The organism is Rhodococcus sp. 21391 (genome assembly GCF_016772255.1).
GTDB lineage: Bacteria > Actinomycetota > Actinomycetes > Mycobacteriales > Mycobacteriaceae > Rhodococcus_F > Rhodococcus_F opacus.
In genome coordinates, this window is the sequence record NZ_CP063782.1 from 937818 (window position 1) to 964104 (window position 26287).

Below are 26287 nucleotides of genomic sequence, written 5' to 3' on the forward strand. Positions count from 1 at the left end.
ACAACACCGCTGTTCAAAGCAGGTCAAAGTGGACCGCGACGTCCATACCGAGGCCGGAAAGGCGCGGTACTCGCTTCCGCGGCAGTGGGCTCGGTTCCACACTCGATGTCCAGGTAGATAGTGCAACTGGTGAAGTCTACGGGCGGAGCTCGGGTGAAGGTCATCCTTGTCAGCCCCTGTGTGGGCACTGCACCGACCGCCACCCGATGCACAACCTGGCTAATGCGAGTGAGCGGCGCCAATGTGCGTAATTGCTCATGCGGGTCGACGAAGCAAGGAAGAATAGCCTGATGATGGCGGAACGGAACGTGTTTGCGTCGCCATTCAGCACGATGCCGACGCGGCTGGAACTCCCGGAGATGGACGTACGAATCATCGATTGGTGGCGCAAGCGCGACGTGTTCCAGCGCAGCCTCGCCCGGACGAAGGACGGCGAGAGCTGGGTCTTCTACGAGGGTCCACCGACCGCGAACGGCTCCCCCGGCACTCACCACGTGGAGGCGCGCGTCTTCAAGGACGTTTTCCCGCGCTACCGCACGATGAAGGGCTACTCAGTGCCTCGCCAGGCCGGCTGGGACTGCCACGGTCTGCCGGTGGAGCTGGCCGTGGAGAAGGAGTTGCAGCTGTCGGGCAAGCCGGACATCGAGAAGGTCGGCATCGACATCTTCAACGCGCGGTGCCGCGAGTCCGTGTTGCGTCACGTTGGAGAGTTCGAGCAACTTACCCAGCGGATGGGCTATTGGGTCGACCTCGATCACCCGTACAAAACGATGTCGCCGGAGTACATCGACAGCGTCTGGTGGTCGCTGAAGAAGATCTTCATCGATGGGCTGCTGAGTGAGGACTTCCGAGTCGCTCCGTATTGCCCGCGTTGCGGCACTGCGCTCTCCGACCACGAAGTTGCGCAGGGCTACGAGACCGTCACGGACCCCTCGGCTTACGTGCGGCTTCCGCTCACGGAGCCTCTCGCCGGACACCCTGACGCCCAACTATTGATCTGGACGACGACGCCGTGGACACTGGTCGCGAATACCGCTGTCGCGGTCCATCCCGAGGTCATGTACGCGTTGGTGCACACGGACGCAGGCACGTTTGTGGTCGCCGAGTCACTGCTGGATGCGGTACTGGGTACGGACGCTGAGCCGCTGGCTCGCTTCCGCGGCGCCGAGTTGGCGGGGCTACGCTACAGGCGCCCGTTCGACTTGGTCGACGTCCCGGATGCGCATCTGGTCGTGCTCGCCGACTACGTCACTACGGCGGATGGCACCGGGCTGGTGCACCAGGCACCGGCTTTTGGCGCGGACGACCTTGCGGTGTGCCGGGCGAACGGGCTGCCGGTTGTGAACCCGATCGGGCCGAACGGTCGTTTCCTGGACGAGATACCGCTGGTCGGCGGGGTCTTCTTCAAATCAGCGGAACAAATCCTGGTGGACGACCTGACTGCCCGCGGCTTGCTCTTCGAGTATCAGCGCTACGAGCACTCCTACCCGCACTGCTGGCGTTGCCACACGCCGCTGATGTTCTACGCGCAGCCGTCTTGGTATATCCGCACCGCGAGTGTGCGCGAGGCTCTGCGACGCGAGAACGCGCGAACCAACTGGTTCCCGGGTCATATTAAGCACGGCCGGTTCGGCGATTGGCTTGAAAACAATGTGGACTGGGCCTTGTCTCGCTCGCGCTATTGGGGCACGCCTCTACCGTTGTGGCGCTGCGAGAACGGGCATGTTACGCCGGTCGGCTCGCGCGCTGAGCTGGGGCAGCTTGCTACCGCCGACCTATCCGACCTCGACCCGCATCGGCCGTACATCGACGCGATCACGTTCCCCTGCCCACAATGCGAACAGACCGCGACCCGCGTACCGGAAGTGATTGATGCCTGGTATGACTCCGGCTCAATGCCGTTCGCCGCGCTGGGGTACCCGTACGTGGCCGGCAGCGAGAAAGAGTTCGACCGGCGTTATCCGGCACAGTACATCTGCGAAGCGATCGACCAGACTCGCGGCTGGTTCTATACGCTGATGGCGGTAGGCACGCTGGTCTTTGACCGCTCGTCGTACGAGAACGTCGTCTGCCTGGGCCACATCGTGGCAGAGGACGGCCGCAAGATGAGCAAGCACCTGGGCAATGTCCTGGCGCCGATCCCGCTGATGGACGCCCACGGTGCGGATGCGCTGCGCTGGTTCATGGCTTGCTCCGGTTCTCCTTGGGCACCGCGCAGGGTGGGCGCCGGACCGCTCGAGGACATCACCCGCAAACTGTTGATGACCTATTGGAATACAGCGTCGTTCTTCAGTTTGTATGCCAGCCACGTCGATTGGAAACCGGAAACGGCCGCGCCTGCTGGGGAGCGGCCGATCCTCGATCGCTGGGTGCTCGGCGAGTTGCACATGTTGGCGCGTTTGGTGGACGAGCGGCTGGAGAACTACGACACCGCGGGTGCCGGCCGGCTGCTCGGCGACTTCGTCGACGACCTGTCCAACTGGTATGTCCGTCGGTCTCGGCAGCGGTTTTGGGAAGGCGACCAGGACGCGCTGTCCACACTGTACGAGTGCTTGGATGTGCTGACCCGCTTACTTGCACCGATCGTGCCGTTCATCACCGAAGAGGTGTGGCAGCGAGTGATCCGTCCCGGCGCGACTGGCGCGGCCGAGTCGGTCCACCTTGCCGACTGGCCGCTGGTGGACGTCGCGCTGATGGGCACGATGCTCTCGGAGCAGGTTCGGACTGCGCGGGCCGCGGTGGAGGCCGGGCGCGCGGCGCGGAAGGCCAGCAAGGTGCGGATCCGTCAGCCGCTGGCGCGCGCGTTCGTCGGACTTCCGCCGGGCAGCGCCCTTCCGCGGGCGCTGCTGGACGACATTGCCGAGGAGTTGAACGTGAAGATGTTGGACCCGCTGGAGTCCGCGGGCGCGATGGTCGACGTCGACGTGAAGCCGAACTTCCGGGTGCTCGGCAAGCGGTATGGCAAGCGGACGCAAGCGATCGCGAACGCCATCCACGGGGTGGAGCCGCAGCGGATCGTGGCGGAATTGCGCGAGCGCGGCACCACAACCGTCGAGTTCGAAGGCACGTCGGTCGAAGTCACGGTGGAGGAGGTGATCGTGACCGAGGTGCCCCGCAGCGGCTGGGTGGTGGAGACTCAGCGCGGGGTCACGATCGCGCTTGACACCGATGTAACGCCTGAGCTGGCAGTGGAAGGTACGGCGCGAGACGTGATCCGGGTCGTGCAGCGGGCGCGGCGAGCGGCCGAGCTGGACATCTCCGACAGAGTGCGGCTCGCCATCGCCGGGCCGGAGTCTATCTTGGCTGCGGTCAAGGCGCACCAAGCGTTCGTCGCGCATGAGACGCTGGCCGAGTCGGTGAGTCTGGTCGGCTCGCTCGACGGCGGCTTCATCGGAGCCGTCGGCCCGGCCGAGATCGCGGTGGGCGTGTCCCGGGCTGCGTGTGAGTGATGATTGCTCCCCGGAGACTCTCGCCCGATGACTGGCGTGTCTGGCGCGTCCTGCGGCTGGCTGCGTTGCGGGAGTCCCCGCACGCTTTCGAGTCGCGACTCGCCGACTGGCAAGGCGACTGCGACACAGAGGGACGGTGGCGTGGCAGGCTGAGGGACGTCGAGGCCAACTTCGCGGTGGATGTGGACGGGGAGCCGGCTGGCATGGTCAGTGGTGCGCTCATCGACGGCGGCACGGCGGTCGAGCTGATCTCGCTCTGGGTGACGCCGCATGCCAGAGGGCGTGGGGTCGGCGACCTGCTGGTCCGCACCGTACTTGACTGGGCTGTCGCGGGCACCACAGCCGAGCGGGTCGTGCTGCGCGTGCACGAAGGCAACGCACACGCAAGGGACCTGTACGAGCGCAACGGGTTCCGGACACTTGGCGCACCGACGCCGAACGCGGAACGTGAGATGGTCCACCAACTGCCGCAACGGGTCCGGGTCGGAATTCACTCCGGCCAGCAGTATCCAGACTTCGCCTCAGTGCAAGCGCTCTGGCACTCTGCGGAGCGACTCGGGTACGACTGGGTCTCGCTGTTCGATCACTACCGTCCGCCGATCTTTGGCCCGGACGGCCCCTGCTTCGACGGACCCACGCTCCTCGCCGCGTTGGCTGCGACCACCTCACGGGTCCGCTGCGGGTTGCTCGTCGCGCCTCCAGTCTGGCGGCATCCCGCGCTAACCGCGACGATCGCGGCGACGGTCGACCAGGTCAGCGGTGGCAGGTTGGAGTTCGGCATGGGTGTCGGGGGCGCCGACCTGGCGTTCGAGCAATACGGGATTCCGCAGCCGACACTCGGGGCCAGGTACGAACAGCTGGACGAGACCTGCCGGATACTGCGCCTGCTCTGGGAAGGCGGGCCAGCGGATTTCACCGGCACGCATTACAAGCTGCGCGGCGCGTACCTGAACCCACGCCCAGTGCAGCAGCGGCTGCCGCTCGTCATCGGTGGCGCCGGTGAGTGTCGGACGCTGCAGCTGGTAGCCCGGCACGCCGATATTTGGAACTGTGCGGCTCTAGCGCCGGAGACGTACATGCGGAAGGTGGACGTGCTCGACCATCTGTGTGCGCAGGAGGGCCGCAAGCCGGCGGAGGTTCGCCGCTCTGTGACGTTTCGTTGCGTGATCACCTCTAACCAAGCGGAGGCGGTGAGGGCGCACGCTGCGATCGAGCGCAATGCGAACGGACACGGCCCGGATCTTCCCGAGTACGTCAGCTTCGGCAGTGCGGAGGAGTGCCTGGACCGGCTCGCTCCGTACACCGAGTCAGGAGTGCGCGACTTTCTGCTTGGGGTTCGGCCACCGGTGGACCGGGGGACGGTGGAGCGGTTCGCCACCGAGGTTGCACCAGCGCTGCGCGGGATGGCTTGACCATGGCCCTGGTCTGGCGGACGGCCGACGACGTAGTCATGGTGCACCGGCTGATCGAAGCCTCCGACCGGCGGGCCGCGGCGCTGACCGGCACCACAGCCCCACCGCGCCGCCAGGAGTCCACCCAGCGATTGGTCGCCGCCGGTCAGGTTCAGCTTGGTCTTGTGGCCGGCCAGCCGGTAGTGACGGTGACGGTCGGCCCGGTGCCGTCGTTCGATCCAGCTGAGGCCGGGATGCCAGAGGCCGATGAGCCCTGGTACATGCAGCGGCTCGCGGTCGCCCCGGACTACCCGGACGGGTTGGTGGGCTTCCACGCGGTCCGGCATGCTGTGCAGCTAGCCGCCGCCGCCGGTGCCGACGCACTGCGCGCCGAGGCGAACCCGGACCTGTCTGCGGTGCTGACGATGCTGACCGCGGTTGGCTTCCGCCGGTACCGCACCCACAATTCGGGGCGTGCGCCCCGAACATATCTCCAGCTGGTGCTGTGACCAGGGTCCTCGCCGCGGAGCGCACAATCGGCCGTACCGTCCGTGATCCAGTCCGGGAGGTGACAGAGTTCACCTTGGATAACAATCGGGTGCGTGTGGCTGTGTGGAATTACGGCGCGACTCTTGTCTCGGTCGTGGTGCCCGACCTGGCCGGTGCGCGGCGCAACGTCGTGATCCGGTTGCCGGATCTCGCCGCCTACGAGGCCGCAGAGAACCGGGCCTACGTCGGCTCGACCATGGGCCGGTTCGCACGCATCGTCGCTGGCGGTCGCTTGGTCATCGACGGACGTGAGTACGAGCTTGCCCGCAATGCCGGCCCGCATCACATCCACGGCGGACCGGAGGGCTTCGACGCCAGAGTATGGGACGGACACGCGGACAGCGGAGAGAAGTCAGGCCGGGTGGTGCTGACCCTGGTCAGTCCGGATGGCGATCAGGGCTACCCGGGCGAGCTCATCGCCACGACCACCTACGAGCTCGACATCCACAACCGCCTCACCATCGAATTCACCGCGACGACGGACGCACCAACGCTCTGCGGATTGAGCAACCACGCATTCTGGAACCTTGGCAGCGAACCAAGAATTGACGGGCATGAACTGCAATTGCACGCGCGGCGCGTGCTTGCGGGTTACACCGACTTCGTTCCGAGCGGTCGCACGGTGCCAGTGGACGACACCGAGCTCGATTTCTCCTACCCCCATGTTCTTCAGCGGGTGAGGATTGACGCTTTTCTGGCGCTCGATAGCGGGCACCCGGTGGCGAAGCTGCACGATCCGGAGAGCGGGCGGCTACTCGTCGTCGACACCGACCAGCCCGGAATGGCCGTCTACACCGGCGATTTCTTGCCGGTCCGCCCGCGCGCCGGCATCTGCCTGCAGCCGTGCGCTTGGCCGGATGCGCCCAACCACGCCGGCTTCCCGTCCGCCGTGCTACGGCCGGGCGAGACATACCGCAGCCGAACGACGTTCGAGCTGCTGGCCGACCAACGGAGGTAGTACCGGATGGCCCCAACGCCGAAGCCTCTGTACGGAGTAGTCCACGTACCGCCGCTGCCCGGCACGCCGTTCCACCGCAGCGGCTCATTCCCGGGCATCGTCAAGGACGTGCGAGCACAGGCGCGGCGGATGGTCGAGGGCGGGATGGATGGGCTGCTGCTACAGACCGTGGACCGGGTGTACAGCGTGCGGGACGACTCCGATCCCGCCCGGGTCGCGGCGATGAGTGTCCTTGCGCATGAGGTGCTCGGCCAGAGCCCGGCGGGCTTCGCCGTCGGCGTCCAGATCATGCGCCATGCGGTGAGCGCCTCGCTTGCTGTCGCCAAGGTCACCGGAGCGACATTCGTCCGAGCCGACGCACTGGTCGGGGCGACGCTCACCACACACGGCTGGGTCGAGCCCGACTCGCTGCAGATCATGACGTACCGCAAGGCGATCGAGGCCATGGGCGTCGACCTGATCGTGGATGTTGACTCGATGCACTACCGCTGGGCCGGTCCGGACGAGACCACCGGCGGGGTGGCGAGGCGGGCGGTGATGGTCGGCGCCGATGCGGTCTGCGTCGCACACCCAGACAGGGACGAAGCCCTGCGGAAGGTCGCAGACGTGCGCCGTCGAGCGCCCGGTGCGCGCGTCATTCTCGGCGGTTTCGTAAACCACGGGAACGCCGCCGCCCTGCTGGCCGAGACGGACGGCGCTTTCGTCAGCGGCTGCCTGATGGACCCGGAAAACCCGCCCCGAGTCGACCCCGACCGCATCCGCCGACTGGTCGAGATCGTGCACGGCACCGCATGAGCAGGTATTCGATTGAGGAATTGGAGCCGTGACGGACCCGAGCACTATCCGCGTGGGGGGCAATCCCTTCCCTTGCCGGTGATGCGGTGAATGCTGCGGAGGCAAGCGCTACCGGACGGGGGCGGTTACGGCGCACGCGAACTTGATCGGCGCTGGTTGCCGCAGAGGCCTGGCTCAGGCACGCAATGTGCGGCTATTCGCCAATCCTTGATCTCGGCGGCTCCGCAAGAACGACTGTATCCGGTCCAGCGCGACGTCCAGCTCGCCCCACCGTCGCGAGGTGGTCACCCGGACTAGGCCTTCGGACAGGCAGAACGTCAGCAGGCCGGGGAAGACCGAAACACCCTCATGTTCGAGCAGGTCACGGAACGCGAGGTAGGAGTCGTCGTAATCGTGCAGCGAAACAGCGGTGTTGATCGAGTAGTGTGCGGCAGCCACGGTGGTGTTGGGCAGGTCCAGCCGCCGGGTGGCGATGTCGCGCATCCGGATTAGCTCCTCTTCCCGTCGGTCCCGCTCGTGCGCGTAACTGGTGTACGCAGACTGCAGCGTCTCTAGGGTGAGCCCGTAGCTGTGCTCGAACTCGGCTAGGTGCTCAAGGTCTATGCCGTGTATGCCTTCGTGCCGCCAGCGCTCCATCCGCGCGAGCACCTCGATCGCGGTGTAGAAGAACGACGGCGGGCCGCCAAAGCTGCTCGAGGCGTACTCATAGTAGTCACCGATGAAGGCCGTCCCGGCCAGGATCCAGCCGAGCTTTATGCCAGGGGCGGACCAGTTCTTGGACAGGCTGCTGATCCGTACCACGTTGTCGGCGGCGCGGGCGGCGGACAACTGCTGTGGCGGGCCGAGCCACTCATGACACTCGTCCAAGAGAATAGTGGTACTCGAGTTGGCCGAGCGGATCAGCTTATCGAGCTCGTCCTCGGCAATCAGGGCGCCTGTTGGGTTGGTGACCGTTTGCAGCAGCACCAACGGGGTGTCCGGGCGGAGCTGTTCGAGCACTGGGCGAATCGAGGTCGCGCCGTTCACAAGCGGAGTGGGCACCAGGCGGACCGGGCCGCGGCGGGCCACGGACTCCAGCAACGGTGGGTAGTTCGGGATCCCGCACAGCGAGGGAGTGGACGTCGGGCGCCCGGTGAGAATGAAGTCGGCGAGGTTACTGACGGCGAACGTGCCACCGAGGGTCAGCGCGACGTTGTCGAGTGTATATCCGTCGCCGGAGAGTCGGGCCGACTCGTACGCGGCGACCGCCTCGCGGGCGGGCGCACGACCGCGCGAGTCCGAGTAGCCGTACCAGTCCCGGGCAAGTGCGAACATGATGCACTCCTTCACCGTGGCGGGCAGCCCCCACTGCACCTCGTCAACCGAGCCGGTCGACAGGATCAGGTGGTCATCGCTGCGGAGGGTGCCATACAGATCGTCGCGGAAGTAGTGGTTGAACGTCTCCTTGACGAATCGGATGGTCGCCCTGGACTGCAGGATCTGCTCGGCGTCGACGGTGCGCCGGGGTCGCGATGCGCGCCAGGCCGCGCCCAGCCCCGGCCGGGTACTGCGGGGGCCCAGAGCGTGCTCGACACGGCCGAGGTATAAGTCGCGCAGCTCGAATGGGTCGTCAGGGTCGATCGCGCGCTCATACACGTCCATGAGTGGTCTGGTCGGCCCAAAACTCATCGAAACTTCGGGTACCTCCAACCGTGACCGCTGCTGCGCGCACAGCTCCCCTCCGGATCGGACCGGCAGGAACTGCGCCGGGTTGGCGAAGAGCCCGGGCCGGTTCATGATGCCGCCGCGCTGAGCCGCAACCGCTTCAGATGCCGGAGCGGGCCGTTTTTGGGCGGCGCGCACGCGATGGTCCTGCCGTGGAAGTGCACCGTGTTGTCGATCACGACGAGTAGCCCGCACTGCCAGCTGATGTGGTAGCACCGGCCGCCGTACATCGCCGCGTACAGCCGGATCAATGCCTCGTCCACCTCAGCTGGCTCGGCCGCGCCGCAGAGACACTCCCACTCCAAATTCTCGTCCTGGAAGTCCCGAATGGAGAAAACCGGGCGGCCGCGGTCGTACCGCAGCAGCGGGGGCGCCTCGTCGCGGCCGTCATAGCGGGTATTGGCAAGCAACTTGCGGTCCTCATCCGTGAGTGCGTCGAACACCTGCCGCATCGGTACCAGCACCGTCTCGGCGGCCGAATCACCGTCGGCTGCCAGGCACATCAGCGATACGAACCGCGGCTGCGCGGCGATCGGTAAGCTACTGCTCTCCGAATGAAGTGCCAGCCAGTTCGCGGCGAATGGCTGTAGGTCCGGGTTAGATGTCGCCGGCTCGCAGGTCACCAGATTTAGAATGACACCCTCCTCGACAAAGGGTTGGACAGCTGGTGAGTGTTCTAGTTGCGCCGTGCCGAGCAAGGCGCCGAACGCGAGATACTCCCTATTGGTCATCGGCCGGTCCAGCGAGATAGCGACCACACCATGCTCGGTGAGCTGTTCCTGCGCTAAAGCGCCGACCCCCTCGACGTCCGCGGCCGACGCTTTCCTCGGTGGGGCCGGATTGGACAAGGAGCTGCTGCCATCCAGCAGCTGCCGGCGCAGCGTAATGTGTGGTTGTTCCGGGCGCTGGCGGAAGGTGCCCTTCACTGCGACGTGTCCAGACTTAGTTGGTCCCGGAGCAGTGCCCGTTGCAGTTTTCCGGTGGGGGTGCGTGGGACCGAGTCCACCTGCTGCCAGCGGCGCGGCAGAGCAGTTGGCGGCAACAGCGCGGCCAACTGCGTACGAATCTCGGCGATGTCTGCGTCCCGCAGCACAACCATGGCCACGATTTCCTCACCCCACAGCGGGTGCGACTGAGCGAGGCATCCGGCGTCCACCACAGAGTCCAGCGAGAGAAGGGCATGCTCCACCTCCTCCAACGAGACCGCCTCGCCTCGCACCTGGGCGATGTTCTTGAGTCGTCCTGTGAGGATGAAGTAGCGGCGGTCGTCCCTGCCTCTGATCCAACGCCCGAGATCACCACTGTGGAACCAATCGCCGGCGAAGGCTTCTGAAGTCTGGTCGGGCGCGTCAACGTAACATTCCATTACATTATGTCCGCGCATGCAGACCTCGCCGATCTCGCCCTCGGCCAGTACGTCACCGGTGACGGACAGCACCTCTAGCTCATTACCGGGGAAGGCGACCCCGACAGTCGGTATTTCCGTGTTCAGGACCAGCGCGGCGTAGTCGTCGTCGGCCAGGTCGATTGGCAGCATCGTGGAGAAGTTCGTCGTCTCCGTCAGCCCGTAGCCCTGTATCACCCGCAGGCCGAACGCGTTCATTATCCGTTTGGCCAGCGAGGCGGTCAGCGGCGCCGCCGCACTGACGAAATACCGCAGAGTATCCGGGGGACGCCAACCACGGCCGGTGACTAGCAGCGCCTCCAGCATGCTGGGTACAACGCTGGCGATCTGCGGTCGGTACGTTTCCAACTGAGAACGGTAGGTGAGAGGCGAGAACTGCTGCGGCAGAACGACATGGGCGCCAGCGTTTAACACCGCTACCACGGTGAAGTGCACGCCGTTCACGTGGTGCAGCGGGAGCCCGCCCGCGATGGTGACCCCCGGACCGAGATCATGGTGCTGCTTGAGCCCCTGCGCGTTGCTGAGCAACGCCCGGTGGCTCTGCAGCACCAACTTGCTGGCCGCGGTCGAGCCGGAAGTGCTGAACATGAAGGCGGGCCCGCCCGGGGTGATGTACTGATCCACGGCGGTGTCCTCCAACGCGGAGCCAGGAGTGGAGACCGGGATCGGCCGGGCGAGATCTTCCGGGATGCCCGTGACGTACGGTGAGCACAGCACGGTGCGGATCGGGTACGCAGCAATGATCTGGCGCAGCCGCTGCGGCGGATCAGTCGGGTTCAGAACCAGGCACGTGCCGCCTGCGCGAATCACCGCGAAAAGCGCGAGCACGGTGTCGATGTCATTCGCGGCGAGCAGGCCGACCCGCTCACCGCACAGATACTTTCCTTCAGCGAGGTTGGAGGCTATCGCACGGCTGCGTGCGTTCAGTGCGCCATAAGTAAGTACCTCGGCGTCACCGTGGGTCGGCAGCCAGGTGAGGAACGGCGCGTCCGGCGTGTCCGTAGCTCGGCGCCGCAACACGTCGACCACGGTGCCGTCCGTGGGCGGCACCGTCTTTCCACCTGGCCGGTAGTCATGCACTCCCGCCGCACGGGCGCCGCTCGCGCGGACCACCTCGGCGATGCCCGAGACGGATCCAAAGCTCTCTGTGGTGATCAGTTCGGCCGCGATTGTGATTGCGAACTCCTTTTCCAGCTGCACCACAAGTTCGACCAAAGTGAGTGAATCCAACCCGGTCAGCGGCACTCGCGGATCAGCGGGGACCGCGAGGTGCGCTGAGTCGGTGTTCACGCCGGTGATCAGTCGGCGAACTCTTGTCTGAATGTCGTCGGTCATGACTGGAAGTGTCCGGAAGCCGAGGTGGGTAGGTTGCTGCAGGTGTCGGACGCCGGCAGTGTGTCGGCCAGAAAGATGGTCTGGGCCATCATCTTGTAGCCGGACATGTTTTCCCGGAACGTCTCGATGGACTCTTCCGGGTGCACGGAGTCGATCACCGCATTCGGACCGATCGCATTGAACTGGTGCGAGACTCCACGCGGGATCTGCAGGTCCATCCACGAGTTCTCGTCGACCATGAGGTTGTAGCGGGTAGCCGTGGCGCCGTTCGGGAGGTCAGGCAGATTATCGGTGAAGGTCGGAGGTCGAAATGGGGTCACACCATCGATGTCCGTGACTATGAAGGGGGAAAGGCTGGAGACGCGGATCCGGGTGCCGGGGCCGGTCATCATCCGCACGAAACGTAGGCCGGTGTGCAGGTGCATACGCGAACAAATATCCCGCGCGCTGACGTCGTAGAAGTCCATCAGGTACCGGTCTGCGAAGTACCCCTCGAACGGAGATTCGAGCATGTAGACGTCACCTTCCTCGAACGTCTGAGCTCGAACTATCCCATCGCCCGCTGAGCCCATTGCGGCGGGGCTGGCATGCGCTTGTCGTACGACCTTGCACAAAGCGTCAACCACGCCCAGCGCCACATCGGGTGCGAAGGTCGCCACCGGGGTGACGTGACACTGGCCGGCGTCGCGAAAGTTCAGGACGTCCTGGACCTCATTTTCGTCGTCCGGGCCGCGCTTAAGCATTCCAGTCATCGGCGCGATACTCCTCCCTGCTCGAACCACGGCAGCGTTCTCGCGAATTGTGGAAATCCTCGTTTTGTGGACTCCACAATTCTGTCCGCGGCGCCGCCGGACCGTAACTACCACCAGGGTGGGACTCACCCACACCTTGGGTGAGTCTTTCCGTATGTGCAACCCCTGTCACGGCCGTGGGGCGTGGGATGGACCTTTGGCTGCTCGTAGGCGCCCCGATCCGGAATCGAGTCACGACTATCGAGATCGACGACCTCGAACGCCTTGGGCATGGCCTGCTCCTCGTACCGGGCCCCTCCATCCACTACACCACTGCCATCGCGGCGGGACCAGGACGGTTAGCTCGGGTAACGTGCCCTGCAGGGGCTGCCGAGGTTGTCCCCGGGTCACGTAGAAGTCACGTAGAAGTTGAGGTGGCGGTCCCCCGCTCGAGGCCTGCCGTGTGGTAGGTGTCGGGCGTTCCTCCAAGAACTCCGACAGCAAGGGACCGCTGTGAAGAAGAGTAGCCAGAACCCGCCCACACGCGACACCGCCCGCGATTCCGGAGCGGGTCCCTGTGGGGATGGCAGAGATCGCCGAGAACGCGGTGCTGAGGCACGTGGACACCGATGGTGGTCGGCGGTCAGATGCTCAACCCGTTGGAACACGCGCACCCGCACATGATGGTGAGGCGGTCGATCAGTCGATGTTCGTGTGGGCCGCGGCAGCGTTGTCCGGGTATGACCACGATTTCGCCGCGCACCCGTTCACGGACGCCCCGTACTCCCGCGATCTGCATCGGGTGGTCGATGTCGCTTCAACGGGTAACGGGGGTGGATGTGCATGATTCCCCGGGTCTGCGCCGAGCAGGTCGGGCAGCCACTGCCGTTGTTCATCAAGTGGGGTACGTCGGCTACGGACTACGCGCCCGAGCCGCCGGCTCCCCGACGGTCAGCATGCGCGGCGTCGCGGTCTGGCACATGGCCTGGAGCGATAAGGACGACGCGATCGACTGGCAGGCGTACTTCCACCTCCGCAATCGCCTGGTCGGAGTTCACCCCAGGGTGGCGACTTCGCACCCCCGGGGATGAGGGAATCCGCCCAGCTGTGGACGACGATTGACATATTCCCCCATATAGCCCATTCCGATCGCCGTCGGAGGCCCTTCACCGCTGATTGGATCACCGGAGGTGCGATGTTCCCCCACGAAAATAACACCGGGCCCGATTCGGTCCCCGGCGACCCGTCGCCGCGGACAGCAGTCGTCCCTGCCGACGCGCCGTGTCTGCTGTACGCCGATCGCGGCGTCAGGCGACGGCTGGTGCTGTCGGCCGAGATGCCGCGGGTGGTCATCGGGCGCAGCCCGCAGGCCGATGTCGCGTTGACCTCGGATCCGACGGGGTCGCGGCTGCACGCCGTCGTCGAGTGGGCGGACGGCCATTGGACGATCGTCGATGGCGGATTGTTCCTCAACGGCACCCGCGTCAATGGTAGGCGTCTGTCCGGCCGACGCCGCCTACGACCGGGCGATCACATCCGGATCGGGACCTCGTTTGTGAACTACCACGCCCCGAACCCGCCGGGGAAGTCGATACCGGCGGCCCGGCCGACCCACCATTGCACGAGGTCACCGACGCGGAACGGGGATCCTCGACACCCTGTGCCGCCCGTACACACCCCACCCGCCCTTCGCGTGTCCGGCGTCGAACTCGCAGATCGCCGACGAGTTGCACCTGTCCGAAGCCACCGTCAAAACGCACCTGCGCGCCTTGTTCACCAAGTTCGGTGTCGAGGACCTACCGCAGAATCAGAAACGAGCCCGGCTCGCCGAGCACGTCCTCCGTAGCCGCCTCGTCACGAAACGAGATCGGTGACGCGCCCACGGGCTGTCTCGACATCGACGGCGGCCGCTGAGAGTTCCTGGCAGGAACCGCTGGGTGTGAAATGCACTATGTCGGGCTCCGGCGGGTTCTGTTCGCCCCCGGAATCTCGGTTCGTGATCGGACATCGAGAGACACGGCCGGGGCCGGACTGTCACGTCGCTCCAACCATCTGGCAGGGCCGTGCATGACATCACCGGCTCGGTGCCGTCGGCCCGGAAGGCACGCAATGCGCTGTCCGTCTCGCCGGGCGCCCCCGCAGCCAACTATCCCGAACACCGATCGTGGGGTTTCTGTCCGCCTGACACTGAGGCACTGCTCGTCGAGGTCCTTCGCTGTGGCAGGTGGATCGGGCGGCACCGCCGTGGTCGTCGTCCGGGAGTGCGAGCGGACCACCACCAGCATTATGGCGCGAATAGGCTCACATCAGCTGGCATCCGCGATGGCGTCGGCGCCCAGGGTGATGTTTCTGCCAAACCAGCAAGACCCGAGACTTGCCCCGGGCAAAACGTTGCATGAGGGTGTTCGGTGTCTACGCCGCCTTCCTGGGGGATTGGTCGAAGCCGGGTGGCTGCGGTCGATCATCCGAATGATCCGCGCGGTGGAATGTACTGCACCACAACGGGCAGCGGTAGAGGTCAGCGCCGCGACATGGTTTGCCTCGCTGAAGTCGGCAACGGCATCGAACACCAGCAGCGGCTGGATGCCGGGCATGAACGCATCCATTGCTGTTGCACGGCAGCAGATGTGGGCATAGATATCGGTGATGATCAACTGGCTGCGTCCCACCGCTGCATCCGCTCGCGTAGATCGGTCTTGACGAACGCACCGTATCGCTCACTTCGTGAGCACGGCGTCCATCGGCCCCGGAGCAAGAGCCGGCACGACAGCGGTGTCCGTTGGCGCACTGGTGAGCCCGGGGCCCCTGAGTCAACAGGGCGCGGCTGTCGGAGGCCAAATGGCGGGGTTCGCCTGGCAGTAATGGAGTCTTCTGGTCGGTGGAAGCACTGGCGATCGGTCCAACAACAGAGCGGAGTGTTGTATGCGCTGCTCGCAGCGGCAAGGCCCAAATGTCGTCTATATTCCGCCACGCGTGGCGGTTTGGGGCCATTCAGAGTGCGAGATCGATGCTCGAGTGACACCCTCGGGTGGTCCCATGCGCATGTCGAACGAGGTGATCCCGTCACCGCTGGTTACGCGGACTGAGTCCGCCGCGTGCGGGAGTTGAGGTATGGGATATGCACGGCAAGCGAGAATCCAGATAGGTGGCTGGACCACCGGTTCGAGTGACAAACTGGGCTGTTGTTCTCGCCCCGCAACCAGGCCGGTGAGCAGGGGTGTTTACCCGTCGATCCGATGCCCTCGGTAGTCCGCGCGGCTCGTATCGCCGCGGCATCCGTCGCCGCGTCGACGGCATCCGATAGCCGAGCAAGCAGTGGCGCTCCTGCGCACGAACCGTCCACCAGAGACAAACATGGCGGCAGACCGTGTCCCTGCAGTGATTCACAAGTGGGTAATCCGGACGGTACGACGCGTGAATGCACCGTCGAGTCGGTGTCTCTTCGACCGAATCGAGAGCCGGCCTGGGTTCTGGTGCGGCAGGGCCCGCTTCATGGGACGTTGCTCGAGCATGGGCAGGAAACCGGGGCTGAACGCGAGCGATTGCTGCGCGCGTACGACGTGGTGTCACAGCCTGGCCGAGCAACTTCGGATTGCTGAGGTGCTGGCCGGACTATCCGGTGCACCCGCCGCCGAACGCCTACTGGAAAGGCGATAGTTCGGTGGGGAGTTCAACGGTGGGGCCGTCGATCGCGACCCCGCCGGGGCCGGCACTGATGCCGTCTACGGATACTCCTGGCAAGGAGACGCCGGGCACATGGACGGTGGGGGACGATGCAACGGTGTGCCCGCCTTCGGTGCCGTTGTGTGCGTTGCCGCTGCTGGTTTCGGCAGTAGCAAGTCCTGCTCCGGAAGTCAGTGCGAAGGCGGCCATGGCGATCGCGGTGATGGTGCGTTTCGTGGTGTTCGACATGAATTCTCCAATCGGGTGGGGGTTTACGAGACTCGGTACGATCTGTGAGGGCCGGATCCCTGTCGACTGAAGCAGGGATCCGGCCCTCTGACCGGTTTCGCCGAGGGGCTGCAGTGCTGCCTTGATGCGGTTAGCAGGTAACCAAGGGGATGCAGAGGCCCACGTCGACGCTGTTGGAGTCACTCTCGTTGGTGGTGTTGTGGCTGTCCGTGGTCGATCCGCCTTGTCCGCCGTTGGCGGGGCCGGCATTGCCGCCGTTCGCTGGACCGCCGGTACCGTTGCCGCCGGTGACAGTGTTTGTGGCGTCGCCGCTGATGCCACCGTTGGCATTGCCGCTGTCGCCGCCGTTTCCGGCGCTGCTGTTGCCGTTGTTGCTGCCATTGTTGGTCAGGCCGATGGTGGGGCCGCCGATCGCCACAGACGGGGCGCCATTACCGCCTGCCCCGGTGGTGCCGCCGTTTGCGCTGCCGCTGGTGACTGCTCCACTGTTGTTCGCGGTGCCGCCGGTGCCGTTGGCTTCGGCCGAGCCGGCCTGGGACGTTCCGCCCGCGCCTCCGGGGTTTGTCTCGGCGGAAGCAATTCCCGCGCCGGCGGACAGGGCGAACGTTGCGATCGCGATAGCCGTGATGGCGCGCTTCATGGTGTTCGACAATGTGAATCTCCTTGTGTGGGTGCGTCGGTTCAGCTGTGCACACCGGACTCGACCAGAATGCGGATCCGACTGTGGGCCGGAATATCGTTCGATTTCGAATTCCCGTGCTGTGAACAACTACAACTGTGAGCCACTCGGGGAAGAAGGTCCATCATCATCAGGGGGGAAACACCTCACCCCGAACATGAGCGTCTCGTCCGAGATGCCCCCCGCGGTATCAGCGAGCGCGAAAGCGAGTCACCGCGCCCAGCATAGGAGTGGCAGATCGGCGGCGTCGCGGTTCGCTTTCATTCACACCGATTCGCGGGGCTGTCTGTCTCGGAGGTCGTGACTTTCGGTCCGCGTTGTTCGTCAGAGGTCTCGTTCTGTGACGATTCCACTCTGCATGGCCCGTTCGACCAGGCGGGCACGCTTTTGGTTCTGTGGGACGTCTTCGATCCCGAACTTGGCGAACAGGGCCCGCATGTGCGTTTTGACCGTCTCGACACTGAGATACATCCGATCAGCGATCTGCTGATTGGTGGCGGGAGCCGCGAATCCGGCGTTGTGCTTGCGCGGAGCACAGAGCGCGATGAGGATCTCTCGCTGCGTCTTCGTCAGCGACTCCCGCGTCGGCATGGCATCGGCGACCGCGGTCAGCTCACCGCTGGCCCTACCGTCACTGCGGAACAGTATTGTCGAGGAACCGATTCGGATGTGGTCACCGGATCGTAGGCGCTTCCGTCCCGTCATGCGCTCACCGTTAATGAAAGTCCCGTTGCGCGACAAACCATCATCGACGATAGTCCAGTGTGTCCCACCCCATTCGACGGTGGCATGCAGGCGTGAAACATCTCGATCCCACGCGAGGGCGATGTCGGCTTCGCGGGATCGGCCGACTGTCACCTTCGGTGAATCGACGGATAGAACGAATTCTCGCGCGCCGCCGTCCTCGCCGGGATACGACAGACGAGGTTCAATTGGTAGCTCCATGACCACTCCCGAGGGCCCACCCTTCGACGGTCCAATTGTACTTCTGACCGCAATCGAAGCTGAAGTGTCGAAGTCGGTGTGAGGATTTCCCACCCTAGTGAGGAAGAGCGGACCCCCTGCCGGCTCCTACCATAAGGGTTACTTCGAACACCACCTGCGCAGGCTCCGCATGCCGTGATCGAGAGGAGGTCTGCGATGTTCACAACCCTGACCGTCGAACCAAGGACAGCGCAGACCGCGACGCTGATGGACTCCGGCCCCAGTACGGTGAATGGTGAGAGCAGGGCATCTTCGCAAGAAGCGACCTTGGGTGCCTCGCAAAGGTGGTCTCGATGCGGATCGTCCGAGTCCTCGTGGACTTCGGTGCGAACGCGCCCCTTCTCGCGGCTCCGGAAACGGGGCTCGTCGCAATCGCTCGGCGACTCGTATCGGATCGATTCGCTTCAGGCTTCTCGCACCTCCGCGGCAGTCCAACCTGTTCGCTTCGCGAAAGTTACACCCATTACTTGTAATGACGGTCTGCGCCTCCTCAGCGGCATCTCGCACCGCGACGCGGCCGGTTCGGCAACCCCGCTCGCCATCCCGACCTTCGGTGTGACAGGCATCGGAGTCACGAAATGACCGGTACCGCAACCATGGTCGATGCACACCGGAACAAAGGGTCATCGCTGCGACGCATTCCGACCTCGAGGCGGCGGTCGACGTGATCGAGGGACGACGACCGTGCGCGCTCTTGCTCCTCCACCTTGGGGGGAGGAAGCTGGACGGACACGGCGTCGAGCTGAGGTGGCGCAGGATGCCCCGACCGACCCGGTTACGCCGGGCGATTTCTGCAGCGTTCAGCCTGATGATTCTGATCATCGGGGTTGGTACCCTCGGCCTCGCATCAACGGTTGCGCCACCACAGGCAGAAGGTCGAATAGTCGCTTCCTCTTCGATGCCCGCGCTCGCCGAACAACCCGTCTGGCCGGTACCCGACCCGTCGATCGGGCCCGCACCTGGACCTGGCGAACCCTACTCTGCGCCCAACCCCGAGTCACTCATCCCGGACTGCAATCCCGACCTCATGCCCTGCCAGCCCGACTACCAGCCGGAACCGCTGCCGTCGTGTCCGGAGGTGCCGGAGCTGTGCCCGCCGCCGATCATTGAGCCGGAGCCGTCGTGTCCGGAGGTGCCGGAGCTGTGCCCGCCGCCGATCATTGAGCCGGAGCCGTCGTGTCCGGAGGTGCCGGAGCTGTGCCCGCCGCCGATCATTGAGCCGGAGCCGTCGTGTCCGGAGGTGCCGGAGCTGTGCCCGCCGCCGATCATTGAGCCGGAGCCGTCGTGTCCGGAGGTGCCGGAGCTGTGCCCGCCACCGCAGATTGGCGGAGGAACACCACCCGAGGACGGTGGACCTGGAGAGGTTGGAACAACGCCCGGGTCGCCGGCACCGGACCCGCCGTTGCTCCCGGCGCCGCCGGCGTCGCTGCCGCTCCCGGCGAACGGTGACGCTCCTCCATCCGCCCCGGTGGAGGAGCCTGAGCAGGGACTGCAGCTCAGCAGCCCGGTTGTCGAGCCGGGTGGCGAGTTGACGGCGATGGGCCAGGGTTGCCCGTCCGGGTCGCTTGTCGGGATGTCGGTGGGCGGTGAATCGGCGGGGCAGGTCGTGGCGGACGGTGCCGGGGCGTTTGAGGCCCCGCTCGCGGCGGGGCCGGCCAGCGTCGGTCGCTACCAGGTGGAGGCCGACTGCGGACCAGTACTCACTGCGGCGTTCGACGTGGTACTCGTGAGCCAGGCCAGTGGGTCCACCTCGACACTGGTGATCATCGTGTTCTTTCTGCTGATGGGTCTGCTGATCTACCGGCGGCGTCTGCTGCCCGTACCCTCCACAACCGAGGAGGACAGATGAGACTCCGATGGATTGCGATGCTGGCCGTGGTGCTCGGCTCCCTGGGACTTTCCGCAGCACCCGCGGCCGCGGCGCAACCTGTGCTGATGTCCGCGACGATCAACGGTCAGGACATCGCGACAGCCGATCAAGAACACCCCGTTCGTCTCGACCCGCAGGGTTCTGCGGACGTGAGCGTCACGATCACCAACGACTCGACCGATCCCCTCAACGTCGGTGCGATACACCTCTCCGGGAATGTCCTCGGACTGAGTTTCTTCGCGTATCACACCTCGGTGGCGCTTACGGTGGAGACCGGGGCGACGGAGACCGTCACCTATGTGCTCGACCTGACGGGGTTGGACGGTCAGGCCACCGGCCTGATCAACGGCAATGTGGCCGTGATCGACGACAGCGGCGCGACCATCGCGGATCTGCCGACGGTCACCGATGTGCGAGGCTCCGTTGTATCTGTCTACGGCCTGTTCGGCCTGGCCTTGGCGATTTTGACCGTGTTGGCGATCGTCGATGTCGCGCTCGCGATCGGGAGGGGACGGCTACCGCTGAACCGGTGGCGGCGCGGGCTGCGCCTGTTGACGCCGGGCATCGGACTCGGATTGGTGCTCGTCTTCACCCTGTCGGTCGCGCGGGTCTGGGTGCCGACCACGGAACGGTGGATCACGGTTGCTGCGGCATTCGCGGTCGGGTTCTTCATCCTGGGCTACCTCACACCGACACCCGCGGAGGACGACGAGGACGACGACGAGGACATCCTGGACGAGGAGTATCTGCCCGATGACGTGAGAGACGACTCGCAGTCGGCGCAGCCACCCGCCACCCAGCGGACAGTTCCGGTCACCCGGCGAACCCTCACCGACCACGACGAGCGCTGAGGCACTCTGATGAGCACCGACACCGACTTGGTCAGTGAGTCGCTTCCCGCCTACGAGATCGGCGGGGAACTCGGCCGGGGCGGATGGGGTGTGGTGCTGTCCGGCAAACATCGGGCGCTCGGGCGTCCGGTTGCGATCAAACAGCTACCACCCTCGTTCGCCGCCGATCCCAATGTTCGCCGTCGGTTTACCGCCGAGGGCAGGTTGCTGGCCTCTCTCGACCACCCGCATGTGGTCCCTGTCTATGACTTTGTCGAGCACGACGGCCTCTGTCTGCTGGTCATGGAGCTGCTCCCCGGCGGAACGGTGTGGAGCACGTTCACCCGTGTCGGCTTCAATGCGCATTCCGCGGTCGCCGTCGCGCTCGCCTGCGCCGCGGGCCTCAAGGCCGCGCACGATCGGGGGATTCTGCACCGTGATGTGAAGCCCGAGAACCTGATGTTCGCCGCGTCGGGGGCGGTCAAGGTGACGGATTTCGGTATCGCCAAGGTGGTCGGGGGCGACGAGACGCTGGCGACGCGCGCCGGCGATGTTCTCGGCACACCGTCCTACATTGCACCCGAGCAGGCCCGCGGCCGAGAACTCTCACCGGCGACCGACGTCTATGCGCTGTCGACGATGCTCTACGAGCTCCTGGCCGGCGCGCTGCCGTTCCCGGAGGCGGGGGATGCGATGGCGCAGTTGTTCCAGCACGCATTCGACTCGCCGATACAGCTGCTCGATGTTGCGCCGATGGTTCCGGACCCGATCGCCGAGGTGGTGATGCGGGGGCTCGCCACCGATCCGGCCGATCGGTATCCCACGGCAGAGGACTTCGGGATCGCGCTGGCCGGGGCCTCCACCGGCCGATGGGGCCCGGGGTGGCTGGCCGCGGAGGGAATACCGGTGATGGGCGCCGACACCATCGTCACGGCGGCGGGCATCGGAATTGCGCCGTCGCCCACGCTCACCGAGGGAGGGCAGGGGGAGCATCCCTCCCTGCCGGTGACACGACCACTGGCGAAATCGTCGGCCCAAGAGTCGGAACCGTTCGCAACACCACCACCGACGACCGAACCGACGGCGACGCAACGACCGCCGCGCACCGAGTCCGGAGAGCCTCGCGCCACCGAACCCCCGCCACCCGTCGTTCGTCCGTCGATCACCGTGCACACCGCGGGAGTGCGTCTCGCCGACGTGTCCGACACCGACCTGGTGCCGGTGCGGACGGTGGTGGAGATCCCGCCGGCGCGGGTACCGCTGCTCATCGCTGCCGGCCTCGCCGTCGCCGCGATCGGCGTTGCCCTCCTCGGCCTGGGCGCACCGGTCGACGGTCAGACACCGCCACCGGGAAGGGTGAGCATCGCGGGAATCGATCCGGCGGTGGCAGAACCCGTCGTCGATCTGACCGAGCCGTTGACGGTGGCCATAGCCGGGCCCGTGCCCGCGGACACTGCATTCGTGACGCTCGGTGTGCTGGATCGGGAGGTGAAGACGCAGAGCGCGCCGCTTCTTCCGGCCCCTGACGGCGCGGTGGCGACCTTGCCCCCGCTCGGCGGAGGATACGTTGCGGCCGGCGAGTTCACCGGTGAGCTCTCGCTGATGCAAGCCGGTCAGGTCACCGACACCTGGCGGTTCCCGGTCGATACCACGCAGCCTGCCACGACGACCGCGGTCGCCGTCGGCGTCGCCGCCGTGTTCCTGTTTTCGATTGCCTACCTGGAGTCCTTCCTGCGGTCGCTGCGGCGCGGTCGACGCCGCATCTCCGGAACGATCGGTGTGCCGGTGAGCGCGGCCGCCCTGGCTGTCTCCGTCGTCGGCGCCGTCTGGGTTCTGCTGGGTCGCCAGCCCACCGTCACCACGTTGGTGGTGACGGTGTCGCTCGCGGCGGCAGCGGGGCTTGCCGCAGCTATCGGCGCGTCGCGTGTGGGCCGCCGGCGCCGCTATCGGCGGGCCGCCCGACGAACAGATAGGTGAGTGGTGCTGCTCAACCGCAGAGCAGCTGGTCGGGGAGAGCGAACGTCGGCGGCGCCACCCCGTCCGATGTCTACGGCGCGTTGCGCGAGGTGGAGACGCTGTCGCCGTCACGGTTCGTCTGGCGCTCTGCTGCGGGTACCGTGCCATGCTGGCGCAACCGAGCCGGTACAGACGATGAAATGTGTAACCGCGTAGGAGAATTGCGAGCGAAAATGCACTTCTCAGGCGCTGTCACATTGTTCGCGAACCGCGGCGATTCGAGCCTGTTGGCGGCTCTGCGGGTGGGGAGATCGCGGTCGGATAGGTGCCGGTCGGGCCGGCGGTCGCCTGCCCAGTGAACGTGGCCCAGACGGTGAAGCGGTCGGCAATAACGTGTCGGGGCGTCGGCCCGGTTGCAGTGCGGTACTTCCGGAGGTAATCGAGGCGGCAGCGGCATCGGTGCGGACTTACGGCGTCGTGGTCCCACACCCGCGCGCACCGACGGCGAGCGGTGCGTCCGCACCGGTACGGTCGGCGATCGAACCCGGCCGCCCGCTGACCGACGACGAGGTGGCGGTGCACGAAGTGTGGCGTTCCTGCTCACCGAAGTCCGGCAGCAAGCGGCGCCGGACGACGTCCACGCCCGCGAGCCACCTGGCTCTGTGACACCGGAGACGCATATCGCGGAAGCACCCTCCGGTTGGTCCTGCGGATGCCAAGCATGACGTCGAAGACGTGCAATCACCCCCTTCCGACGTTGTGGTCGACGGGAATACGTTGTCTACGAGACTGATCGAGTGATCGACCGGAAATCATACCGTCGAGAAGATCGGTGCTCACCGAAGGGTGAGTGTTTTCCCCCCTGATGATGATGGATTTCGGTGCGGTGGTGCCTCAAAGTTATAGGTGTCCAACCGAACCCGGATCCCCAATCAGGGGTTAGCGGAACAACTATCAAGGAGAATCATCATGCCATGGATCGTCTCGTACATCTTCTGGCTGCTGGGCATTCCCAGCGACGCAACCATCAAGCACGACGTCACGCCGCTCACTGATTGAGTGTGAGCAGGCTGTGACTCAGGTCTCCGACATCATGGACAACAACGCACGTGCTCAGCGCACACAGGGCCAATCACATCGGGAACCCAGCGTCGCAGCGCTTCCAGAGGCCCCCGGCCGGTGGATCGACACCGGCAGGGGGCGTCTGAGTGCCCGCTTGGCCGGCCGTTCCCGGCACCCGGTGATGTGGCTGTATTCCGCACTGACCCGGCGACGCGGGGTGAGCAGTACCCGGCCCGAACCGGTCGGCGTCAACGAGGTGCTCGAACGCGTCGTCGCACTGCCGGTGAGCATCTGGACCTACGGGTTCGACCACCACTCGGTTCGGCACATGGGCCCGATGGCCCAGGATTTCGCGGCCGCCTTCGGGCTCGGCTCCACGGACCGCCGGATCAACATGGTCGACGCCAACGGTGTGTGCATGGCCAGTATCCAGGCGCTGCACCGCCGGCTCGTCGAGCTGGAACTGGAGGTTGCTCAGCTGCGAGCCTGATCCGGTCCGGGAACAATTCCCGCAGGTGGCACGGCGGATCCTGGCAGGCCTCGCAGCAGCAACCATCTGGTCCTCGTCCGCATCACCACGTCCACGGCGGCGGTGGGACTGACATGAATTGGGCGTTTTGTCTGTGGGGGAGGGTGCCGCAGCGGGAGGGAGCGGGTAAAGGCATCGCCGGAGGAGCCGCCCGGCCGTGGTGCCCGGGAGAGCATTACCTCGGTGCCGAGCTCTCACCCCCGCACCGGCAGCGCATCAATGGGACTCGCTCCGTCCTTTTCTCGCGGCGTCTCCGAAACCGGTGGCGCGAAGGCGCTGTACCCGGTACGCGATCGGTTTCCAGACTGTTGGGTGGAGTGCGCGTCTCGGCGCGGGACCGGCAACGGGATCGCTCAGGATACCGGCGGGCTCAGCAGGCACATGCCCCACCGTAGTTGGTTCCGGGCTGCCGTCTCGGCGATATCAACAGGGAATTCGATTGCCCGTATGTGACAGTGACCGCGCCGAGCTGGACCTGTTCCACCAGACTTTCGAAGACCCCGTTCCTGTTCGGGCGAGGGTTATACGCGTTGATCGGCGCGGAATCCCTGACGGCTGTGGAAACGATGCCTTCGGCTCGAGTGACGGCACCCATATCTATCGGGTGATGCTTCTTGTGTGTCGATTCGACGGTCGCCGGTCGCAGCCCGTCGAAACGGATCTCGTTTGAGGCAACACATTTCAGGATTTCCAGGACCTTACGGGGGATTCCCCACAAGTCAGCAAGTCGATAGATGCCGGTTGGCAACTGTTCCGCCGGCACCTCCCTCTCGGAAAGGAAAGATCGTGACACTGTCATGGAAGATTGCATCTGCGATCGCAGTAGGCATTCTGGCGGTGACTGGATGCGGGCGCGAGGATGCGGGTACGGCCGTGCTGGACAGCCCCTCCGCCACCACGAGCCCGGAGGCACCCACGACGACCAAGAGCGTCGGCGTGACCAGGGCAGCGACGACGGACGCCGCATCCGGTCATGCCGTCGAGCGCGCAGTCGACAAAACGGGCTGGTACGGCGGGTTCAAGATCACCGTCGACGACGTGACGGCGACACCCGAGGGCGGTGGGACGACGGTGGACCTCGCGCTGTCCTACGAAAACCTGGTCGGCGTGAAGAACACCGCGCCCGACACGGGCTACCTCGAGGTGGACGGGGGAGAGGTGGTGGAGGCCACCTTTGACAACCCGAACATAGCGGGATTCGGGAAAGGAACGGGAACCGCGACGGCTTCGCTGACGAGCACGGACGAATCCGCCGACCTCGAGGAGATCCTGGACTCGTTGGTGCTGGTCTACGGCGAGCCGGACAGCAACACGACCCGGCTCCCCTTCGCCGCCGACGCAGATGTCGAAAGCCTGAAGCCGCGGGGCATTCCGGTGGGACAAACATTCAGCGACAAAGTTCGGATCGAGCTGAGCAAGGCGTTCCTCTGGCCGAGCTACCAGGCCGGAGAACAGAACAAGTACGAGCTGTGGACCGAAGTGTCCCTGACCTGCACCGAAGAATGCGCCCGGTTCGGCTACGGCGTCACTATCGCCAATTTCACCCTCACCTCCCCGAACGGCAAGTCCGTAAAAGCCGACTCCCGCAGCCCCTGGGCCACTAGTTCGATCAGCGATACCAGCCCGGTCGACCATCAGTGGCTGGTCTTCGTGATCGACGAGCCGGCAACGGGAATCTACACGTTCAACCTCACCATGAAGGCGATGTCGAACCAACCCGAGTACGCGGTGGACGCCACCACCACCATTACCCTGTGACTCCCGCCCAGCATGCGGACCGGACACAAAAGTGCTCCGCCCTGTTTGATGGAGACATCCAAGACCCGGGAGGATGATCCACATGGTCGCACACGGAAGTACCGCGACGAGCTGCGCGAACGCGCCACCCGGATGGCTATCGACGCTCGCAAAGACCCCGAGACCACTGGCCGGCGCCTACAAGCGCGTCGCTGACCAACTCGGGGTTCACCCCGATGCGGACGTGGGTCAAACGCGCCGAGATCGACGAGGGCCTGCGTCCGGGGACCACGAGTGACGATGCATCCCGACTCGCCGAACTCGAACGCGAAGTCACAGTGCTACGCCGAGCGAACTCGACCCTCACGCAGGCTTCGGCCTTCTTCGCGTCAATGGACCGCCACCACAGGT

20 protein-coding genes and 2 pseudogenes are annotated in these 26287 nt (G+C 65.5%); 14 read left to right on the forward strand and 8 right to left on the reverse strand.

Annotated elements, in window-relative coordinates:
* Positions 1–290 precede the first annotated feature (290 nt).
* Genes ileS through GO592_RS39205 form a run of 5 tightly spaced genes read left to right on the forward strand, consistent with a single transcriptional unit; the run spans position 291 to position 7142 of the window.
* Entirely contained in the window at positions 291–3449 is a 3159-nt protein-coding gene (ileS, locus tag GO592_RS39180; RefSeq protein ID WP_007297349.1) for an isoleucine--tRNA ligase, read from the forward strand.
* Complete coding sequence (locus GO592_RS39190) at positions 3449–4861, forward strand: LLM class flavin-dependent oxidoreductase (protein WP_007297348.1); 1413 nt, start codon at positions 3449–3451, stop codon at positions 4859–4861. Before ileS ends, GO592_RS39190 begins: the two co-directional genes overlap by 1 nt.
* A 2-nt stretch (positions 4862–4863) precedes the next feature.
* Positions 4864–5349: a hypothetical protein gene (locus GO592_RS39195; protein WP_007297347.1), complete on the forward strand. Its 486-nt coding sequence runs from the start codon at positions 4864–4866 to the stop codon at positions 5347–5349.
* Between the two features lie 59 nt (positions 5350–5408).
* Positions 5409–6347: an aldose epimerase family protein gene (locus tag GO592_RS39200; protein WP_157234227.1), complete on the forward strand. Its 939-nt coding sequence runs from the start codon at positions 5409–5411 to the stop codon at positions 6345–6347.
* Positions 6348–6353: 6 nt separating this feature from the next.
* A complete protein-coding gene (locus GO592_RS39205) occupies positions 6354–7142 on the forward strand; it encodes a BtpA/SgcQ family protein (RefSeq protein ID WP_039951238.1) in 789 nt (262 codons plus the stop codon).
* A gap of 174 nt (positions 7143–7316) precedes the next feature.
* Here GO592_RS39205 and GO592_RS39210 read toward each other — a convergent pair whose 3' ends face one another.
* From GO592_RS39210 to GO592_RS39225, 4 genes are read right to left on the reverse strand one after another with little or no spacing between them, the layout of a single operon-like run.
* Positions 7317–8984 carry a pyridoxal phosphate-dependent aminotransferase gene (locus GO592_RS39210; RefSeq protein ID WP_201453191.1) on the reverse strand — a complete coding sequence of 556 codons (1668 nt, stop codon included), beginning with the start codon at positions 8982–8984 and terminating at the stop codon, positions 7317–7319.
* Entirely contained in the window at positions 8915–9772 is an 858-nt protein-coding gene (locus tag GO592_RS39215; protein WP_007297343.1) for a TauD/TfdA family dioxygenase, read from the reverse strand. Before GO592_RS39215 ends, GO592_RS39210 begins: the two co-directional genes overlap by 70 nt.
* Entirely contained in the window at positions 9769–11586 is a 1818-nt protein-coding gene (locus GO592_RS39220) for an AMP-binding protein (protein WP_007297342.1), read from the reverse strand. The genes GO592_RS39215 and GO592_RS39220 overlap by 4 nt, the downstream gene beginning before the upstream one ends.
* On the reverse strand, positions 11583–12329 hold the full coding sequence (locus tag GO592_RS39225) for a hypothetical protein (protein ID WP_007297341.1): 747 nt from the start codon (positions 12327–12329) through the stop codon (positions 11583–11585). Before GO592_RS39225 ends, GO592_RS39220 begins: the two co-directional genes overlap by 4 nt.
* Positions 12330–12940: 611 nt before the next feature.
* Here GO592_RS39225 and GO592_RS39230 point away from each other — a divergent pair.
* The 3 genes and pseudogenes from GO592_RS39230 to GO592_RS45305 all read left to right on the forward strand — a co-directional run.
* Positions 12941–13366 (forward strand): annotated as a pseudogene (locus GO592_RS39230) (glycosyltransferase family 2 protein); the annotation flags it as partial.
* A gap of 287 nt (positions 13367–13653) precedes the next feature.
* Positions 13654–13803, forward strand: a pseudogene (locus GO592_RS45300) (FHA domain-containing protein); the annotation flags it as partial.
* Between the two features lie 241 nt (positions 13804–14044).
* Positions 14045–14191, forward strand: a complete 147-nt coding sequence (locus tag GO592_RS45305; protein ID WP_236581352.1) for a LuxR C-terminal-related transcriptional regulator — start codon at positions 14045–14047, stop codon at positions 14189–14191.
* 432 nt (positions 14192–14623) lie between these two features.
* On the opposite strand, the gene GO592_RS46120 is transcribed toward GO592_RS45305, so the two are convergent.
* The 4 genes from GO592_RS46120 to GO592_RS39255 form a co-directional block, all read right to left on the reverse strand.
* Positions 14624–14986, reverse strand: a complete 363-nt coding sequence (locus GO592_RS46120) for an isochorismatase family protein (RefSeq protein ID WP_272943273.1) — start codon at positions 14984–14986, stop codon at positions 14624–14626.
* Between the two features lie 970 nt (positions 14987–15956).
* Positions 15957–16229, reverse strand: a complete 273-nt coding sequence (locus tag GO592_RS39245; RefSeq protein ID WP_007297340.1) for a hypothetical protein — start codon at positions 16227–16229, stop codon at positions 15957–15959.
* 130 nt (positions 16230–16359) lie between these two features.
* Positions 16360–16881, reverse strand: a complete 522-nt coding sequence (locus GO592_RS39250; protein ID WP_007297339.1) for a hypothetical protein — start codon at positions 16879–16881, stop codon at positions 16360–16362.
* A gap of 351 nt (positions 16882–17232) precedes the next feature.
* Positions 17233–17853: an FHA domain-containing protein gene (locus GO592_RS39255; RefSeq protein WP_039951235.1), complete on the reverse strand. Its 621-nt coding sequence runs from the start codon at positions 17851–17853 to the stop codon at positions 17233–17235.
* A 1507-nt stretch (positions 17854–19360) separates the two neighbouring features.
* Here GO592_RS39255 and GO592_RS39260 point away from each other — a divergent pair.
* The 6 genes from GO592_RS39260 (at position 19361) to GO592_RS39285 (ending at position 25897) form a co-directional block, all read left to right on the forward strand.
* On the forward strand, positions 19361–19741 hold the full coding sequence (locus GO592_RS39260; RefSeq protein WP_007297336.1) for a hypothetical protein: 381 nt from the start codon (positions 19361–19363) through the stop codon (positions 19739–19741).
* The gene (locus tag GO592_RS39265; RefSeq protein WP_236581350.1) at positions 19738–20613 is read left to right on the forward strand and encodes a hypothetical protein; all 876 of its coding nucleotides are present in this window, start codon (positions 19738–19740) and stop codon (positions 20611–20613) included. Before GO592_RS39260 ends, GO592_RS39265 begins: the two co-directional genes overlap by 4 nt.
* A gap of 9 nt (positions 20614–20622) precedes the next feature.
* Positions 20623–22569: a serine/threonine-protein kinase gene (locus GO592_RS39270; RefSeq protein WP_007297334.1), complete on the forward strand. Its 1947-nt coding sequence runs from the start codon at positions 20623–20625 to the stop codon at positions 22567–22569.
* Positions 22570–23007: 438 nt separating this feature from the next.
* Positions 23008–23214 carry a hypothetical protein gene (locus tag GO592_RS39275; protein ID WP_157234226.1) on the forward strand — a complete coding sequence of 69 codons (207 nt, stop codon included), beginning with the start codon at positions 23008–23010 and terminating at the stop codon, positions 23212–23214.
* 406 nt (positions 23215–23620) lie between these two features.
* The gene (locus tag GO592_RS39280; RefSeq protein WP_007297333.1) at positions 23621–24100 is read left to right on the forward strand and encodes a hypothetical protein; all 480 of its coding nucleotides are present in this window, start codon (positions 23621–23623) and stop codon (positions 24098–24100) included.
* A gap of 825 nt (positions 24101–24925) precedes the next feature.
* A complete protein-coding gene (locus tag GO592_RS39285) occupies positions 24926–25897 on the forward strand; it encodes a hypothetical protein (RefSeq protein ID WP_236581346.1) in 972 nt (323 codons plus the stop codon).
* The last annotated feature ends 390 nt before the right edge of the window (positions 25898–26287 follow it).

Bases quoted from the DNA above. Each gene is read 5' to 3' on its own strand.
- GO592_RS39190 (WP_007297348.1), top strand. From the start codon at position 3,449: ATGATTGCTCCCCGGAGACTCTCGCCCGATGACTGGCGTGTCTGGCGC.
- GO592_RS39225 (WP_007297341.1), bottom strand. From the start codon at position 12,329: ATGCTTAAGCGCGGCCCGGACGACGAAAATGAGGTCCAGGACGTCCTG.
- GO592_RS39265 (WP_236581350.1), top strand. From the start codon at position 19,738: ATGAGACTCCGATGGATTGCGATGCTGGCCGTGGTGCTCGGCTCCCTG.
- GO592_RS39195 (WP_007297347.1), top strand. From the start codon at position 4,864: ATGGCCCTGGTCTGGCGGACGGCCGACGACGTAGTCATGGTGCACCGG.
- GO592_RS39220 (WP_007297342.1), bottom strand. From the start codon at position 11,586: ATGACCGACGACATTCAGACAAGAGTTCGCCGACTGATCACCGGCGTG.
- GO592_RS39270 (WP_007297334.1), top strand. From the start codon at position 20,623: ATGAGCACCGACACCGACTTGGTCAGTGAGTCGCTTCCCGCCTACGAG.
- ileS (WP_007297349.1), top strand. From the start codon at position 291: ATGATGGCGGAACGGAACGTGTTTGCGTCGCCATTCAGCACGATGCCG.
- GO592_RS39205 (WP_039951238.1), top strand. From the start codon at position 6,354: ATGGCCCCAACGCCGAAGCCTCTGTACGGAGTAGTCCACGTACCGCCG.
- GO592_RS39255 (WP_039951235.1), bottom strand. From the start codon at position 17,853: ATGGAGCTACCAATTGAACCTCGTCTGTCGTATCCCGGCGAGGACGGC.
- GO592_RS39245 (WP_007297340.1), bottom strand. From the start codon at position 16,229: ATGTCGAACACCACGAAACGCACCATCACCGCGATCGCCATGGCCGCC.